Genomic DNA, 16,052 nt, shown 5'->3' with positions numbered 1-16,052 from the left:
GCAAGCACCGGGCCATCGAGTTCAGGAAGTTCCTCGCCAAGATCGACGCCCAGGTCCCCGAGGGCCTGGACGTGCACCTGATCTGCGACAACTACCAGACCCATAAGACACCCGTTGTGAAGACATGGCTGCAGAACCACCCACGGTTCCATATGCATTTCACGCCGACCTACTCATCCTGGCTGAACCAGGTCGAGCGGTTCTTCGGCTTCGTCACCGAGGACCTGCTGCGCCGCAGCGATCACCGCAGCGTCCAAGCGCTCGAGTCCGACATCCGCAAATGGGTCAGCGAATGGAACACCAACCCCACACCCTTCACCTGGACCAAGACAGCAGAACAGATTCTCGAATCAATCGGCCGACTTCTGAACCGAATTTCTGGCGCAGGACACTAGCCCTGAAGTACGTCGGTGTCACTTTTCCTCACAGGAGCTGTGAGTTCCGCACACGGCGCGAATTCAGCCACAGCAGAAGTCCGACGACGGCCGCGGACAGCATTGCCAGCGCACCGGTGACCACCAGGCCTGTCCGCACGCCAAACTCCTCCGTCAGCCAGCCCGCCAGCAGGCCTCCCAAAGCATGCCCGCCCAGCAGCAACAGCAGGTACAGCGCCATCACCCTCCCGCGCACTTCTGGGCCCGCCTCCACCTGCACGGCCGTGGCGGCGCTCGTCAGGAACACCAGAGTCATCAGGCCCACCACGGCAAGCATCACCATCCGGTGCTTGCCGGCGGGAAGTTGAAGTTGAGCGACGGCGGCGTGTCCACCGCCTGGAGCGAGCACGTCCACCTCGACGGGGCCGAAGCGGTGCAGACTTTCACCGAGTATCCGCTGGAGGGCGTGCCGTCCCTGACACGGCATGCGGTTGGTGCTGGTGATGGCGCGCACGCCGCCTGGTACCTCGCGACGTTCCCGGACCGCGACGGCATTGAAGCGGTTGTGGACCGGTTGCTGGCCGAATCAGGAGTGGCTCCAGCTGCCACGGCCGATCGCGGCGTGGAGCTCGTGCGGCGCCGTTCCGACGATGGCGGCAGCTTCCTGTTCGCGATCAACCACTCACGCTCGGCCGCCGCTGTGCAGGCTACCGGTGTTGACCTGGTGACCGGCGCGCCGTTTGCGGGGATTGTTGAGGCCGGTTCAGTAGCGGTTATCGCGGAGGGCTGACGCTTTTCGCGTGGTCCCGGACCCCGGTTTTGCCCAGGCCCGGGACCACCTTCGCTGAATGTCTTACCCCCACGGCAGAGTAATCCTATGGAGGGTTTCGGGGATCAGCTTGCGGGGAACAGCTGTCATACGGCCGTTCTAGTGCGCGTTGCCTCGCCCACTGGGGGCGCCTCCGACACTGACCTTGTCGACGGCGGCAATAATGTCGTACCCTCACGGCAGAGTATTCCTATGGAGGCTTTGTCCGAGCGGCTTGAGGGGAACAGCGGGAGTTTCGCCGTGCAGACGACGCACGCCGCTCCGCCCGTTCGTAGCGCTTCCAACCGCCGAATGCCCGATGCCGGCCAGAATGTCACACCCTCACGGCAGAGTGTTCGTATGGAGGCTTTGACCCAGCGGCTGGCAGGGAACGGCGGCGATTCCGCCATGCATGCGCCGGCGAGCCTAGCGGCGGCGATCGCGTTGGTCCGCGCCGCAGTTGCTGCCGCTCCGGACCAACTGGCCATGGCTGACTACGTGGACGCAGCAGACTTCGCCGGCCATGCCGAAGAGCTCTCCCGACACGTGGACTACCTCCAGATCCTGTCCGCAGGTGCCGTGGACCGCACCCGAACCCAGGCCATCACCAAGGCCGCGACCACCCGGGCCACCAAGTCCTGGACCACCGGCTGGGACAACGGCATCGAAACCGTGAACGAAACCGACACGGCCTGGCCCGCCGAAACCACCACTGACTCCGTTCCACGGTCCCCGGCGGACGACGGATGCAAGAACACCGCCGAGTTCCTACGACTACGGCTCAGGATCGGGCTCGGCGAAGCCAAACGCCGTCTCCACCTGGCTCACGCCATCCTGCCCGACACCTCCCTCACAGGCGACTCCGTACCGCCGGCACGGGAACACCTCGCCGCAGCATTCTCTCCCGCCACCACCCTGGCAGCCCCTGGCACTGAGACCGTCACCGAGCTAGAGTCCGTGGCAGATTCCGGGCCCGTGGTCTCGTCCCGGACGGCAACCATCATCAGCGCCACCCTGGACCGCCTGAAGCACCACACCACCGCAGAGAACCTGGATCGGATCGAACACGATCTGACCCGCACGGCCGCCACCGCGGACCCCGACTTCGTCGCCCGCATCGCCCGCCGCTGGGCCGAAACCCTCGACGCCGACGGCACCGAACCCACCGAAGAAGCCCTCCGGCACACCCAAAGCGCGTTCATCCGCAAACCCCGCCACGGCCTCCACCACCTCGAAATCTTCGCCACCACCGACCAATACGAACACTTCGCCACCATCATGAACGCCGCCACCAACCCCCGCACCCACCAACCCGCCGGCGCAAACCCCAGCCAGGACACCAGCGAGTGGCAGGACAACACGGTGGACCTGGACCGGCGCACCCGCAACCAGAAACAACTCGACGGCATCATCACCGCTTTCAAAGCGGCCCTCACCACCAACAAACTGCCCACCGCAGGCGGAAACCGCCCCCAAATCATCGCCACCATCAACTACCAAGACCTCCTCCCCCACCTTCCGGCCCCGGACACCAGCGCCGGTACAGGCGCAGCCACCGAGACGGAGACTGGGGTAGGGAATCTGCCTGGGACTGCGAGCAGCAGTACGGCTTCGGAACCCAGTACAAGTTCGGGCAACTACATCTTCACCGGGCCCGTCGCGGCAACCACCCTCCGCAAACTCGCCTGCGACGCCGACATCATCCCCACCCTCCTCGGCACCCACGGCGAAATCCTCGACCTCGGCCGCAAAACCCGCCTCTTCACCGGCGCCCAACGCCTCGCCCTGACCGCGCGCGACCAAGGCTGCACCTTCCCCAACTGCACCATCCCAGCCCCCTGGTGCGAAGCACACCACATCACCTACTGGTCCCAACAAGGACCCACCAACGTCAGCAACGGCGCCCTGCTCTGCTCCCATCACCACCACCTCATCCACAAAGAACAATGGACCATCCACCCCCGCAACGGCGTCCCCTGGTTCACACCCCCACGCCACATCGACCCCACCCGAAAACCCCAACAAAACCACTACTTCAAACCGCCACCGCCACCACCCAAACGCGAATAGACGACACCGCAACTTGAAATGGCAGCCACAGCGCGAGCAGGCGCTGCCCCCGCGCGAGTAGGCAAGAGTGCAACGCAAAGGCAGCTACCGCCACGAGTACCTGTGCCACTGCGGCGCGCCGGGACTGTCCACCTCAGAAATTCGGATGACGCGGGGACGTCTACCCGTCCGCAGGCAAGGTAGTGCCCGCCCGATCGCCCAGAGCTCCGGCAGCGGTCATGCCGATAATCTCGAGAAGGACATCCTCGTCACGGCGGATATCTGTGACATTGACTGAGCGGGCCGATTTCTCGACGCGGCCGGCCGGGAACCCATTGACCGCGATAGCCCATGAGTCAGCGGCCGGATCGTTGGACTCCCAGCTGACTTTGATCACACTGATCCCGCCGACCGTGGAGAGAACCTCCACCTGTACGTTCAGGGGCGCGGCCAAGCGATGATACAGGGGCGTTGTGCTGATGCGAACGGGGGTCTCCAAACGTCGGTGCCGCCGGCAATCCCGTAACCCGCAGAATCATGACTCCTTGAAACTCTGCCTTGTAGGTGTGCTTGAGGACAGGATCTGTGGTGGTCCGGTCGTAGCTTCCGTCGCCGTCCAGATCCCATTCATGCTTGACCACGACGCCTTCGGACTCTGAGGCATCGTAAGTAATTTCCGAACCCGGAGGTCCGGAGTAGCCGTTGATCGGCAGCCTGGCCTCGACACCAGTCTGCTTCTGCTTACCCAGCGGGATGGTGATCGCTTGAACCGGCGCCCCTGCAGCCTGAGTGGATGGACCGGGATTCTCAGTGGGGACGGCACTGGGCGGAGTCGCTTCCAGTATGTTCGGCGTCGAATTCCCCTTGGGCACACCATCTGCGCAACCGGTCAATATCAGTAGTGCTGCCGCCGCAGCGGTACACCCGAGTGCCTTCATGTTCTCCCCCATGAATTGAATTGCTCCCAGTGGACCACGCGGACCGGCACCCGTCTAGCACTCATGGCTGCCGGAAAGCCGGACCCAGTACTCAGACCTTAAACACCGCCGTCCCGGCGGAACTCAAGGTTCCAACCGGGACGGTAGCTGCCAGGCGCAGGACTTAGCTGATGGCGGACTTCATCTCGTCCAAGGCCTTCTTGCCCGCCTCGTCAGTGGACAGGCGGTTGAAGAGGACCTCGGAGGTGTAACGCTTGACGATTTCCTGGATGGCACCGGCGCCCTTCGGCGGCGGGGCCGGAGCGTCGCCGAGCTCATCCTTGATCTGGTCGATGAACTGAACCACCTTGATATCAGCGGGCGTCAGCTTCGGCTCGATGGCTGCGCGGACGTCGGAGTTGGGGTAGACACCGCGGTCGGCAAGCAGGGCCTCGCCTGCCTTGGTGTTATTGGTCAGGAAGTTGATGAACTTGGCCGTTTCCACGGGGTGCTTGGTGCGGGATGAAGCGGACCAGAACTGGGATGCCTTGTACCAGAGCTTGGCGTCGGCAGCCTTGCCGGTGGTGGACGGGAACCGCAGGATCTGCAGCTCGGATCCGACAGCCTTCTCCAGCGCCGGCAGCTGGTTGGACCACCAGAAGGCGAGCCCGTTCTTACCCGTGGCAAGGCCACTCTGGTCAAGCGGCGCCGCCTCAGCTTCCACAACCTCTGATGCAGATGGCACAGCCTTCTTTTCGCTGAGCTGCTTCAGGAAAGCCCACCAGTCGGCGATGTCGGAGGGCTCGAAGCCCATCTTGCCGTCGGACGTATACAGGGTTTTGCCGTTCTGCCGGAGCCAGACTCCCAGCGAGGCTTCATCCGTCCCGTAGGCGGCGGAGCCGTAAGTACCCTTCGGGGACTTCTCGGTGATTTCGGCGGAGATTCGGCCAAAGTCTTCCCAGGTCCAGGTCTTGTCGTCGGGAAGTTCAACGCCTGCGGCCTTGAAGACGGCGGGGTTGGCCAGGATGGTGGCCGCGTTAATGCCGGCGGCGATGCCGGTCAGCCCCTTTTCGCCTTTCCCGGCATTGAGGGCTGCTTCGTCGAGCTTTGCCGTGTCGATTTCGTACTTGGAGAGGTCCAGCAGCGCGCCGCGGCTTGAGTACTCCGTGATGTATTTCTCGTCCATCTGGATGATGTCCGGGGCATCGTTGGCGGCGACCTGGGTGGCCAGCTTGTCCCAGTATCCGCTCCAGTCGCCGTACTCCGGCTTGATCTTAATGTTGGGATTCTCGGCCTCGAAAGCCGCGATGGCCTTCTGCGTTAGTTGGGCGCGCTTGTCGCTGCCCCACCAGGAGAATCGCAGCTCAACGGGTCCGCCGTCGCTCTGCGGGGCGGCTCCCCCGCCGCAGGCACTCAGGGCAAGCACGACGGCGGCTGCCGCGGCAACCACGCCCGTCTTGCGGAAACGGCGGGGTGTGCCGGTGGATGGCGTCTCTGCCTTGGGGATCTGGGCATCTGACTCAGTGCGGTAAAAAAGCGCCACTGGGTACTCCGATCTTCATTGATCTGACTAATGGGGAAAAGTAAAACGGGAAAGCGTTTTCTTAACTCTCATACTACAAGTACCTTACTTGTATTACAAGATGTTCTCTTCGCCAGCGTGGGTCGGCGGATCTACTTGATACCTGTGGTGGCGATCCCCTTGATGAGGAACCGCTGGCCGAAGAGGAACACCAGGAACACCGGTAGGAGGGACACGATGGACATCGCGAACAGCGATCCCCAACTGGTGGCCGACTGCGAATCCACAAAGGCGCGCAGCGCAACGGGAACGGTGAACATGTCCGGATCCGTCAGGTAAATCAGGGCGCCGAAGAAGTCGTTCCACGTCCAGATGAAGGTGAAGATGGTGGTGGTGGCCAGGGCCGGCACCATCAGGGGCAGGATGACCCGCAGGAAAATGCGCGGGTGGCCGGCACCGTCGATCCTTGCCGCTTCATCCAAGTCCTTCGGGATGCCGCGGATGAACTGGACCATCAGGAACACGAAGAACGCATCGGTGGCCAGCAGCTTGGGCACAATGAGCGGCCAGAAGGTGTTCACCCAGCCGATCTGCGAGAACAGGATGTACTGCGGCACAATCACAACGTGGAACGGGAGCATGATGGTCAGCAGCATGATGCCGAAGAACAGCTTCTTGGCCGTGAACTGGAGCCGTGCGAAGGCGTAGGCGGCCATGGAGCAGGAGACCAGGTTTCCCAGGATGGAGCCAATCACCACGATGGCCGAGTTGAGCATGTAGTGCCCGAACGGGTGCGTCAGCGCAGACCAGCCGTCCGTGTAGTTGCTCATCTCCAGGCTGTTGAGCCACAGGCCCGGCTCGCGGAAGATCAGCTCATTGGCCCGGAGTGAAGAGACCACCATCCACAGCAGCGGGTAGATCATGAGGCCGCCGGCGAGGATCAGGATGGCATGTTTGACCAGTGCCTTGGTGCGGGCAGCCCTGCTGAAAGCAAGGGTACCGCGGGACTCGCGGAGCTTCGCGGGCTTGCGGTGGTTCGTTGGCTTACCGGCGCCGGCGTTGTTCTTGTCCGGGGCGGGCAGCGTCTCAAGCTTAGTCGTCATAGAAAACCCAATACTTTGCAGCGATGAAGTTGATGGCGGTGAACACGCCGATGATGACCAGCAGGAACCACGCCATTGCGGAGGCGTAGCCCATGTCGAACTGGCCAAAGCCCTTCTGGTACAGGTACAGCGTGAAGAACATCGTGGAGTCCGAAGGGCCGCCATTGCCGCCGGAAACGATGAACGCCTGCGTGAAGGACTGGAAGGATCCAATGATCTGGAGCACCAGGTTGAAGAAAATGATGGGGCTGAGCATGGGAAGCGTGATACGCCAGAACTGCTGGAGCGTGCTGGCGCCGTCAACCCTCGCCGCTTCGTAGTACATCACCGGGATCTGGCGAAGGCCGGCCAGGAAAATGATCATCGGGGCGCCGAACGTCCACACATGCAGCAGGATAATGGAGCCCAGCGCGGTGCTGGGATCGGAAATCCAGCCCGGGCCTTGGATGCCAAACATGGCCAGGGCCTGGTTGACCAGGCCGGTGGTGCCGAAAATCTGCTTCCACAGGATGGCAACAGCAACGGAACCGCCCAGCAGGGACGGCAGGTAGAAGACGGAGCGGTAGAACGGCAGTCCGCGCAGGCCCTTGTCCAGCACCAGTGCGATCAGCAGCGCAACGCCGAGCTGCAGCGGGACGCCGACAAAGACGTAGGTGAACGTCACCCCCAGCGAGTTGTGCAGTCGCGCGTCGCCGAACATCCGGATGAAGTTGTCCAGCCCGGCCCATTCCGGCGGCTGGAGCAGGTTGTAGTCGGTGAAGGACAAGTATAGGGACATCAGCATCGGGCCGACGGTGATGGCAACAAGGCCCGCCAGCCACGGCAGCAAGAAAATATAGGCGGCTTTATTGTCCCGGCCGTTGGCTTTTTTCTCGGCTGCCGTCATAGGGCCTTTGCGGCGCTTGATGGTGCTCAGTTCGCTGATGGCACTCATTGCGGCAACTCCCTTTCACGCATCAGACCCGCTGCAGCCGGCATTCCTGCCGGGCACGGTGTCCTGGGTATATGTCTAGCGGCCATGTGGCCTCCTTTGGTCATCGTGGCCCTCCACGTCTGGGTTGATCGCACTGGGCGATCCATATTTTCACCGTCTCCGGCGGCGGAACCACTTGGTGCAGCTGTCCGGATCCGGCCTCCGTCACGCGGGACGTTGAAAAGCGGCTCCGTACCAAAGTAAACGGTTTCTTGACTCCTGTATAGCCCTTTGTTAGTTTTTGAGAAAGCGTTTTCTGCAACCGGATCATTCCACCCACAGTTCAACGTCGTCCCGATCCGCCGCGCATTCGACCATCCCTCTCCATCCGAACAACAGGCAGGTCAGTGAGCAAGGATTCCCGGCCGGTCCGGCCCAGTGCGATTGCAGGCTACGAGAACTGGCCTGCCTATGTCCGTGACCGGCCGCGGTACCAGGCAGCCACCCCGGAGGTGCAGGAATTCTCGGACGCCCTGGGCGTTCCGGCAGTTGTTCCCCCGGCGGACGTCACCGTCCACTGGGAGGAAACGTCCGACGGCGTCACCACCTCCCAGCTCAGCTGGCAGTTGGGCTTTGGTCCCCGCACCACGGGCTGGCTGCTGCGGCCGGCGGGGAGTTCCGGGCCGCTGCCCGGCGTGCTCGCCCTGCACTGCCACGGCGGAAACAAGTTCGGCGGAGCGGACCGGCTGGTCACACTTCCTGAGCCCCACCCGTCCGCAGTCGAAGCCCGTGCCGTGCACTACGGCGGGCGAGCAATGGCCACGGACGTCGCCCGCCAGGGCTTCGCTGTCCTGGCCCACGACGCCTTCGCGTGGGGCAGCCGGCGCTTCGATCTGTCCACCCCGCCGTGGCGGACGGAATCCGCGCTGGAGGCGAGGAAGTCGCAATGGCGGGAGGCCGGCGTCGTACCTTCCGACGCCGGCCTGTACAACGCCGCCGCGGGAATCCACGAGGACACTGTGGCCAAGGCCGCGGGCCTGCTGGGCACCAGCCTGGCGGGGATGGTGGCCCACGACGACCTGGCCGCCCTGGAGGTCCTTGCCGGCCTGCCGGGGGTGGACGCGGAGCGGCTGGGCTGCATCGGGTTCTCAGGCGGCGGCGGCCGGGCCCTTGCCCTCGCAGTCCTCAGCCCGCGGATCCGGAACTACGTGGTGACGTGCATGATGACCACGTTCCAGTCGCTGCTGCCCGCATACCTGGATGCCCATTCCTGGCTGCTCCAGACCCCGGGCCTCTGGAAGCTGGGCGACTGGCCGGAAATGACCGGCAGATCCGGCGCAAAAGGATTTTTTGTGCAGTACGCACTGTCCGACGAACTGTTCCCGGAAGAAGGGATGCGCGGCGCCCACCGGATCCTGAAGTCCCTGCACGGGCCGGAAAGATACACAGGGAGTTTCTGGCCGGGCGGGCACGTCTTCACGGCGGAGATGCAGAATGAAGCAATTAGCTACCTGCTCAGGACGCTGAGTGCAGAAGGAACCACCGCCCACAGTCTTTCTTCCCCTACCAACCCCTTAGCCACCGAGGATCCTTGATGATTGAGCACTCCGCCCCCGCGGCACCCGCTATCTCTGCAACGGCGGGTGAAGTTCCTGCTCCGGCAGCGCTCCCGCGCGTAGCCCTCGTGGGCGTGCACGGTTTTGGCGACTCGCACCTGGCCAACCTCGCCAGGCTCCAGGAGGCCGGGGCCCTGCAGCTCGTGGCGGTAGCCGACCCCAACCCACCGGAAACGGGCGCGCTCGGCGAGTCCGTGGCCGTCTTCAACACCCTTGACCAGCTGCTGGCAGCCGGGCCGGTGCCGGACGTTGTCATCCTGGCCACTCCCATCCAGACGCACGCGCCCCTGGCCCTGGCGGCATTGGCCGCCGGTGCCGACGTCTACACGGAGAAGCCGCCGGTGGCATCCATGGCCCAGTTCCAGGACGTGCTGGCCGCCGCCGAGTCCGCCGGCCGGCTCGTCCAGGTGGGATTCCAGAGCCTGGGCTCGCTGGCCCTGCCGGAAATCCGGAACACCATCGCAGCCGGCGGCATCGGGGACGTGCTCGGACTCAGCGCCACCGGCATGTGGCTCCGGACCAGGGGCTACTTCAAGCGCTCCCGATGGGCCGGCAAGCGCAGCCTGGACGGTATCGACGTGGTGGACGGCGTGGCCACCAACGCTTTGGCGCACGCCGTGGCCACCGCCCTGAACATGGCCGGCGCCCACACGGTGGCCGACGTCGCCTCCGTGGAGACGGATCTTTACCGCGCCCACAAAACCCAGAGCGACGATACCTCGGTGATCCGGGTGCGCACCGCCGCCGGAACCACCCTGCTGTGCGCGCTCACCCTGTGCGCCCCCGAACAGCAGCGGCCCTCCGTCACAGTCCACGGCACAAAGGGGGACATCACGTTCTTCTACACTGAAGACGAACTGCTCATCAGCACGGCGGACGGCGAGCGCCGGAAGACGTTCGGCCGGACCGACCTGCTGGAGAACCTGCTCGCGGCCCGGGCGGCCGGCACTCCCCTGCTCAGTGCACTGCCGGATACCGGCGCTTTTATGTGTGTGCTGGAAGCCGTCCGCACCGCCCCCGCGCCCCGCGAAATCGACGCCGGCCATCTCAGCTGGGAGGGCGCCGGCGATGATGCGCACCCGGTGGTCCACGGCATTGCCGCGCTGATCGAACGCGCCACCAAGGCACATGCCACCTTTGCCGAGTTGGGCGTCCCGTGGGCCCGCAGCCTGCCGCCGGTCCGGACCTTCGACCTTGCCGGGCATCCCGCGGCGGACTACCAGGACGGCAGCCGCATCCGCGCCGTGTCCTCTCCCCGCCCGTACCTGCACCCCGTCCGTACCCTGGCCGGGACCGTTGTGACGGACCACCAGCCGCTGGACCACGTGTGGCATCTGGGCGTCGGTGTGGCCCTCCAGGATGTGGACGGCACCAATTTCTGGGGTGGCCGCACCTACACCCGGGCGGCCGGCGAGTACGTCTGGCGGCCGGACCACGGCAGCATCGTCCGGACCGGAGAACCGTCCGCCACCGACGGCGGGCTGACCGAGAAACTCACCTGGAACGGACCCGACGGCGCTCCCATCCTGACCGAGCAGCGTACCTGGACGTGGGCCGCCGTCGGGCCTTCCGTCTGGCGCCTCACGCTCGACTTTGCGCTCTCCCCCGCCGGCAACCGGTCCGTGAGCCTGGGCAGCCCGGGTTCTAACGGCCGCGTTGGCGGCGGCTATGGCGGGTTTTTCTGGCGCCTCCCCGAATGCTCCGGGGCGAGCGTGTGGACGCCTTCGGCGGCGGGTGAGTCCGCCGTGCACGGGAGCATCGCACCGTGGCTCGCGTGGTCTGGCGGGTTCACGGCGGGAACGTTCGACGGCGGGACTCGCCCGAGCGGCGCTTCCACGCTCGTGTTCGTGGCTGCGGCGGATTCAACGGACCCATGGTTCGTCCGCGTGGACGGATACTCCGGTGTTGGCCAGTCGCTTGCCTGGGATGCGCCTGTCATTGCCGAACCCGGCGTCCCGGTTCGCCGCAGCGTGACCGTATTCATCGCCGACGGGATTTTGGGTACCGAAGACATCGAGACATTGATCAAGACACAAGGGGACAACTCATGAGCCAAACAACAACCGCCGCTACGCCGCCGTCGCAGCTGACCGCAGCCGCCACCCTTGCAGACAGGGGCCGCCGCACGCCGCCCGCCTCTACCGCGGACCGGGCCATCAAGCGGCGCCGTGTCCTGGAGATCCTGGATGCCAAGGGGCAGGCCTCCCTCCTGCTGACCAGCCACACGGCGCTGGCCTGGTACCTGGACGGCAGCCGCGTCCACATCAGCCTGGCCGGCGACCCCATCGCCGCGCTGCTCGTGGATAGGGACGGCGACCACCTGGTGGCGTTCAACAACGAGGCCGGCCGGATTGCGGCCGAGGAGCTCCCCGCCGGGGTCTCCCTCCACACCGTGCCCTGGTACGGGAACCTGCATGAGGCTGCCGCCGCCGTCGGACATTCCGCTGCAGACGGCGCCGGATCCCCGCTCGCCGAGGCCTCTGTGGCGACTGAATTGAGGGCTGCCCGGCAGCAACTGCTGCCCGTCGAAAGCACCCGCTACGCCCGCCTCGGCGCTGAACTGGCCGGCATCATGACCGATGTGCTGTCCACCGCGCGCCCGGATACCACGGAATTCGAATTGGTATCCGCCCTGGCCGGCCGCGTGGTTGGAGCGGGCGCGGAGCCGCTGGTACTCCTGTGCAACGGCAGCACCCGGAGCGACTTCCGCCACCCGCTGGCCACGCATGCACCTCTCGGCCGCCGCGCGATGGCCGTGGTGTGCGCCCGCCGGGAAGGCCTGGTAGCAAACATCACCCGCTGGATAAGGTTCGACGACGGGACTACCGAGGAGCTCGACGCCGAGGCCCGGATCGCGGCCGTAGAGGCGGACATCTTCGACGCAACGGTCCCCGGCGCCCGGCTGGACCGCATCTTCGGCGAGATCAAAGCGGCCTACGTCCGCCACGGATTCGGCGCGGGGCAGTGGGAGCAGCACCATCAAGGCGGACCGGCGGGCTATGCCGGACGGGATCCGCGCGTCACCGCGGCAGCCACCGACGCCGTGGTGCTCAACCAGCCGTTCACCTGGAACCCGTCGGGACCCGGCGTGAAGATCGAGGACACGGTCCAGCTCACCGAGTCCGGAATAAAGGTCCTGACGGTGGATGACCGCTGGCCCGCTGCCACCGTCAATGGCCTCCAGCGGCCGGTGACGCTGCAGCTGTAGGGCCCACAGCCTTTAGACCGCACGGAGAAACCCGGGAGGGACGATCCGGGTTTCTCCATGCCAGGTGATCGGGCTGGGGGTCTTGTGGATACTGGCTGTCGTGAGCGAGACTCATTGAGCACACGATGAACCGATCATTTGGATTGCAGTACAAAACCAGCGGGAAGTGGACGCAATGGCGCGTCCGCGTCTGCTCCGTGGCAACGACGCCGCAGGGGCGGATCCCGCAGACCGGGAGGATTGCTATGGCCGGAATGTTCGAACTGTTCGTTGACGCGGAGTCGTATTTCAGGTTCCGTCTGACTGCGCCGGATGGCACCGTGATGGCAGTGTCCAAGGCTTTTGACAACAAAACTGCGGCTGTTGCCGGTATCGCCGCCGTGCGTGAATACGCCGGTATGGGACTGATTGCCGATGTTGTCCCGACGGAGAGGCGGGCCACGCCGCCGGAGGCACGTGATGTGAATGTTCAGGTTCGTGAAGTCCGGCGCATTCCGACGGCCGATCTTCACGCACGTTCCAGAGAAATGCATCGGGCCACCGGCGAACGTCGATGGGCCGGCGCAGTTTGAATGGCGCAATCTGACCAGCACGGGCCAATAGCCAGGGCATTGCCTCCGCGAAGAGCCGATCCATTCGTTCCCCCAACTACCGTTCCCGGCTCGTAGTGTCGTCTCGACAGGTTTTTCCGGAGAGCGGTCTGCGGGCGCGGGGAGCGCTGCGCGAGGACCAACGTTGACGTCGCTTTAGTCGCTGGCGCCTCCGTGCACTTGATCACGCACCGTCCTGGCCTGTGGATCGCAGGGGTTTGGGTGTCCCGATAGAGGAACCTTTACCGGGCAGGTTTCAGCAACAGTGACGAGGGGTTGTTCTTGGTTATCAGCGCTTGGGTCGCGCGCGTACGTGCATCCGCTCTCCCTGCTGTCCAAACAGACTTAGGAACTCGACGGGTCTGCCGTCAGCGCTGGCGAACCAGTGGGGGGTGTGTGTGTCGAATTCCGCGGCTTCGCCAGGGCGGAGTTCAAAGTCCTTGTCGCCCAGTACCAGTCGCAGCCGTCCGTTGAGGATGTAAAGCCATTCGTAGCCTTCATGAACGCGCGGGTCTGGTTCTGCCCCGCGGTCCTCACCGGTGAGCACCATCTTGAAGGCCTGTAGTCCGCCTGGGCGGCGCGTGAGTGGAACAGCCGTCATGCCGGCGTGGGTGATGGACTGCAGGTGAATTCTCGGGTCCCCAGTGGGCGGGGCACCGACCAGATCATCGAGGGGAACACCGTACAACGTCGCGAGGGGCAGCAGGATTTCGAGGTTGGGCCGGCGTTGGCCCGACTCAAGGCGGGACAGCGTGCTGACCGATACCCCGGATGCGGTGGAGACAACTCCGAGCGTGAGGTTCCGTTCCGTGCGGAGCGCGCGAAGTCGGGGGCCGACCGCCCCGAGAATATCGTCAAGTTCATTAGCCATACCGCTACTTTGCCATAACAGCAAAAGTATTTGTCAGTTCTCATTGGTGCGAGGCAGGCTGGTGTTACCGCCCAAAGGATCGTGGCGGCGAAACTTCAGGACGCGACGAAGGGCACATCAGTATGGAAACCACACGGTATGACGTTGTGATTATTGGCGGTGGCGCGGCAGGGCTCAGTGCGGCAACGACGCTGGGCCGGGCGCTGCGCTCGGTGTCGGTGATCGATTCCGGAACTCCGCGCAATGCACCCGCGGTGGGCATCCACGGTTTTCTTTCGCGGGACGGCATGAATCCCGGGGAACTCCTCTCCATTGGACGCAGCGAAGTGCTCTCGTACGGGGGAACAGTGATTGACGGCGAAGCCGTCTCGGCGCGGCGGACACCCGAGGGGTTCGAAGTGATCTTAGAAGATGCCCGCCGGTTCTCCGCGCGGCGCCTCCTTGTCACCACTGGGCTTACAGACGAGCTGCCTTCCATCGATGGATTACGGGAGCAATGGGGAAAGGGCGTTGTGCACTGCCCTTATTGCCATGGCTGGGAAATCCGCGGGCAACGCATTGGGGTGCTGGGCACAGGCCCGATGTCCGTCCAGCAGGCACTCCTGTTCAGGCAGTGGTCCCCGGATATCACCCTTTTCCTGAACGACACCGTGGAACCCACCGACGAGCAGTGGGACAAGCTCGCTGCCAGGTCCGTCACAGTCGTTGACGGACCGGTGGCTTCTGTTGACGCTGTCGATGGCGTCCTAGCGGGACTCACACTTCGCGAAGGCCATTCGTTCGATGTACAGGCACTGGCTGTCGGAACACGGATGGAGGCCAGATCCGCGCTTTTGGAATCCCTCGGGCTAAGTTCTCAGGTGCATCCCTCGGGTGCCGGGCGGTTCATCGAGACCGACGCTATGGGTGGTGCGACCGCGGCTCGCGGCGTGTATGCGGCGGGCAACGTCTCCAACCTTATGGCCCAGGTGATCACCGCGGCGGCCGAGGGTGTCATGGCCGGCGCGAGGATCAACGCGGACCTCATCGAGGATGAAACCCGGTGGGCCGTGGAGGGCCACTTCGGCCCCTTCTCCGCCGCCTCAGAATCAGCCGTCTCCAGGATCGTTCTGGGTAAACGGCTCCGTGACTTTGATGTTGGGCAGAAAAACAGCGATATATCCACAGTGGCCACAGGAGAAAGGCAACGATGATGGATCATCTGCACCAGCAGGTTCGACACAACGACCACCAGGACCACCAGTCCCAGCAACGCTCGGAGAGTCATGAGCAGCACCGCGTCCTGGACTTGGATGCCGAGGTGTTCGGTGACAATCTTGCAACGGTCCTGGACATGACTGGGGTGATAGCTGCGCGCAGCGTAATTGACCTTGGCGCTGGCACCGGCGCAGGTAGTCGGTTGCTGCGCGAGAGTTACCCCGATGCTACGGTGACGTGCATCGATAACGACCCGCAAATGCTCAAGCTGCTGCGCGAGCAGGGCTTCGCAGTGATCGAGGCCGATCTCGATGACGGCTTCCCCACACTGACCGGCTCCTTGCTCACAGCCGATGCAGAGGCCGAGACGCCCGTTGACCTGGTGTGGGCATCGTCCTCGCTGCACCACGTCGCCCACCCACCCCGGCTCCTGTCGGGGGTCCACCGGGCACTGGCGCCAGGCGGGGTTTTAGTCGTCGTCGAGCTTGCCGCTCTACCTCGCTTCCTCGGCGATCCCAATGGAGCCCGGCTGGAGCAGCGTTGCCATGCCGCTGCGGCGGCCGAGGGCTGGAACCACCACCCGAACTGGGCTCCTGTCCTTGAGGCCGTCGGGTTTGCTGTCACCCAGTCCGACGTGACGACCAACGCACCTGTGACCCCGGCTGCACGGGAGTACGCCCAGCAGTGGTTCGCGCGCTTCTCTCGTCTGGCGGCCCTGACCGCCGACGACCGCGCCAGCCTGGAAGACCTGCTGAAGCGGTTCTCCGACGACATCGAACTAGACCCCCGCACCACCAGAACCGTCTGGGTAGCCATCCCCAAATGGAATCAAAAACAGCCCTGAGCTAGCCCGTCAGAGTTGGAATCAGCGCAACACCCGCGCA

At 64.5% G+C, this 16,052-nt stretch carries 14 protein-coding genes and 1 pseudogene; 9 read left to right on the top strand and 6 right to left on the bottom strand.

The genetic code is table 11. The features are described from left to right. Positions 1-395, top strand: a 395-nt coding sequence (locus tag DAD99_RS12140) for a transposase (protein WP_193341738.1), incomplete at its 5' end; no start/stop codon positions are given. 28 nt (positions 396-423) lie between these two features. Here DAD99_RS12140 and DAD99_RS12135 read toward each other — a convergent pair. After that, positions 424-717, bottom strand: a pseudogene (locus DAD99_RS12135) (MFS transporter); the annotation flags it as partial. Positions 718-759: 42 nt separating this feature from the next. Between DAD99_RS12135 and DAD99_RS12130 the strand changes: the two are divergent. Then, positions 760-1,164: a Beta-galactosidase C-terminal domain gene (locus DAD99_RS12130; RefSeq protein ID WP_309233258.1), complete on the top strand. Its 405-nt coding sequence runs from the start codon at positions 760-762 to the stop codon at positions 1,162-1,164. 378 nt (positions 1,165-1,542) lie between these two features. Beyond that, a complete protein-coding gene (locus DAD99_RS12125; RefSeq protein WP_227007955.1) occupies positions 1,543-3,252 on the top strand; it encodes an HNH endonuclease signature motif containing protein in 1,710 nt (569 codons plus the stop codon). Positions 3,253-3,412: 160 nt separating this feature from the next. On the opposite strand, the gene DAD99_RS12120 is transcribed toward DAD99_RS12125, so the two are convergent. From DAD99_RS12120 to DAD99_RS12105, 4 genes are all read right to left on the bottom strand, one after another. Further along, positions 3,413-3,685 carry a hypothetical protein gene (locus tag DAD99_RS12120; protein ID WP_193341736.1) on the bottom strand — a complete coding sequence of 91 codons (273 nt, stop codon included), beginning with the start codon at positions 3,683-3,685 and terminating at the stop codon, positions 3,413-3,415. 647 nt (positions 3,686-4,332) lie between these two features. After that, entirely contained in the window at positions 4,333-5,691 is a 1,359-nt protein-coding gene (locus tag DAD99_RS12115; protein WP_375372221.1) for an ABC transporter substrate-binding protein, read from the bottom strand. Positions 5,692-5,822: 131 nt separating this feature from the next. Next, positions 5,823-6,773 carry a carbohydrate ABC transporter permease gene (locus DAD99_RS12110; RefSeq protein ID WP_193341735.1) on the bottom strand — a complete coding sequence of 317 codons (951 nt, stop codon included), beginning with the start codon at positions 6,771-6,773 and terminating at the stop codon, positions 5,823-5,825. Continuing rightward, positions 6,763-7,707 (bottom strand): carbohydrate ABC transporter permease, encoded by a 945-nt coding sequence (locus DAD99_RS12105; RefSeq protein ID WP_193341734.1) that lies wholly within the window; start codon positions 7,705-7,707, stop codon positions 6,763-6,765. Before DAD99_RS12105 ends, DAD99_RS12110 begins: the two co-directional genes overlap by 11 nt. A gap of 386 nt (positions 7,708-8,093) precedes the next feature. Between DAD99_RS12105 and DAD99_RS12100 the strand changes: the two genes are divergently transcribed. The 4 genes from DAD99_RS12100 (at position 8,094) to DAD99_RS12085 (ending at position 13,082) form a co-directional block, all read left to right on the top strand. Next, a complete protein-coding gene (locus DAD99_RS12100; RefSeq protein ID WP_193341733.1) occupies positions 8,094-9,281 on the top strand; it encodes an acetylxylan esterase in 1,188 nt (395 codons plus the stop codon). Beyond that, positions 9,281-11,353 (top strand): DUF6807 family protein, encoded by a 2,073-nt coding sequence (locus DAD99_RS12095; RefSeq protein WP_193341732.1) that lies wholly within the window; start codon positions 9,281-9,283, stop codon positions 11,351-11,353. Before DAD99_RS12100 ends, DAD99_RS12095 begins: the two co-directional genes overlap by 1 nt. Further along, entirely contained in the window at positions 11,350-12,510 is a 1,161-nt protein-coding gene (locus tag DAD99_RS12090; protein ID WP_227007954.1) for a Xaa-Pro peptidase family protein, read from the top strand. Before DAD99_RS12095 ends, DAD99_RS12090 begins: the two co-directional genes overlap by 4 nt. A 254-nt stretch (positions 12,511-12,764) precedes the next feature. Next, a complete protein-coding gene (locus DAD99_RS12085; protein ID WP_309233257.1) occupies positions 12,765-13,082 on the top strand; it encodes a DUF1508 domain-containing protein in 318 nt (105 codons plus the stop codon). 307 nt (positions 13,083-13,389) lie between these two features. Here DAD99_RS12085 and DAD99_RS12080 read toward each other — a convergent pair whose 3' ends face one another. Further along, positions 13,390-13,971, bottom strand: coding sequence for a helix-turn-helix domain-containing protein (locus tag DAD99_RS12080; protein WP_193341731.1), 582 nt, complete (start codon positions 13,969-13,971; stop codon positions 13,390-13,392). Between the two features lie 122 nt (positions 13,972-14,093). Between DAD99_RS12080 and DAD99_RS12075 the strand changes: the two genes are divergently transcribed. Both DAD99_RS12075 and DAD99_RS12070 read left to right on the top strand, forming a co-directional pair. Beyond that, complete coding sequence (locus DAD99_RS12075) at positions 14,094-15,164, top strand: NAD(P)/FAD-dependent oxidoreductase (RefSeq protein WP_193341730.1); 1,071 nt, start codon at positions 14,094-14,096, stop codon at positions 15,162-15,164. Beyond that, on the top strand, positions 15,161-16,012 hold the full coding sequence (locus DAD99_RS12070; RefSeq protein WP_193341729.1) for a trans-aconitate 2-methyltransferase: 852 nt from the start codon (positions 15,161-15,163) through the stop codon (positions 16,010-16,012). The genes DAD99_RS12075 and DAD99_RS12070 overlap by 4 nt, the downstream gene beginning before the upstream one ends. Positions 16,013-16,052: the final 40 nt, after the last annotated feature.

It is taken from the genome of Pseudarthrobacter sp. AB1 (assembly GCF_014926485.1).
Classification (GTDB): Bacteria; Actinomycetota; Actinomycetes; order Actinomycetales; family Micrococcaceae; genus Arthrobacter.
This window is presented reverse-complemented; position numbering and strand designations above follow the sequence as displayed.

What these genes read in the sequence shown, in the direction of transcription:
- DAD99_RS12090 (WP_227007954.1), top strand. Translation starts at nt 11,350, where the DNA reads ATGAGCCAAACAACAACCGCCGCTACGCCGCCGTCGCAGCTGACCGCA.
- DAD99_RS12075 (WP_193341730.1), top strand. Translation starts at nt 14,094, where the DNA reads ATGGAAACCACACGGTATGACGTTGTGATTATTGGCGGTGGCGCGGCA.
- DAD99_RS12085 (WP_309233257.1), top strand. Translation starts at nt 12,765, where the DNA reads ATGTTCGAACTGTTCGTTGACGCGGAGTCGTATTTCAGGTTCCGTCTG.
- DAD99_RS12105 (WP_193341734.1), bottom strand. Translation starts at nt 7,707, where the DNA reads ATGAGTGCCATCAGCGAACTGAGCACCATCAAGCGCCGCAAAGGCCCT.
- DAD99_RS12125 (WP_227007955.1), top strand. Translation starts at nt 1,543, where the DNA reads ATGGAGGCTTTGACCCAGCGGCTGGCAGGGAACGGCGGCGATTCCGCC.
- DAD99_RS12095 (WP_193341732.1), top strand. Translation starts at nt 9,281, where the DNA reads ATGATTGAGCACTCCGCCCCCGCGGCACCCGCTATCTCTGCAACGGCG.
- DAD99_RS12110 (WP_193341735.1), bottom strand. Translation starts at nt 6,773, where the DNA reads ATGACGACTAAGCTTGAGACGCTGCCCGCCCCGGACAAGAACAACGCC.
- DAD99_RS12080 (WP_193341731.1), bottom strand. Translation starts at nt 13,971, where the DNA reads ATGGCTAATGAACTTGACGATATTCTCGGGGCGGTCGGCCCCCGACTT.
- DAD99_RS12070 (WP_193341729.1), top strand. Translation starts at nt 15,161, where the DNA reads ATGATGGATCATCTGCACCAGCAGGTTCGACACAACGACCACCAGGAC.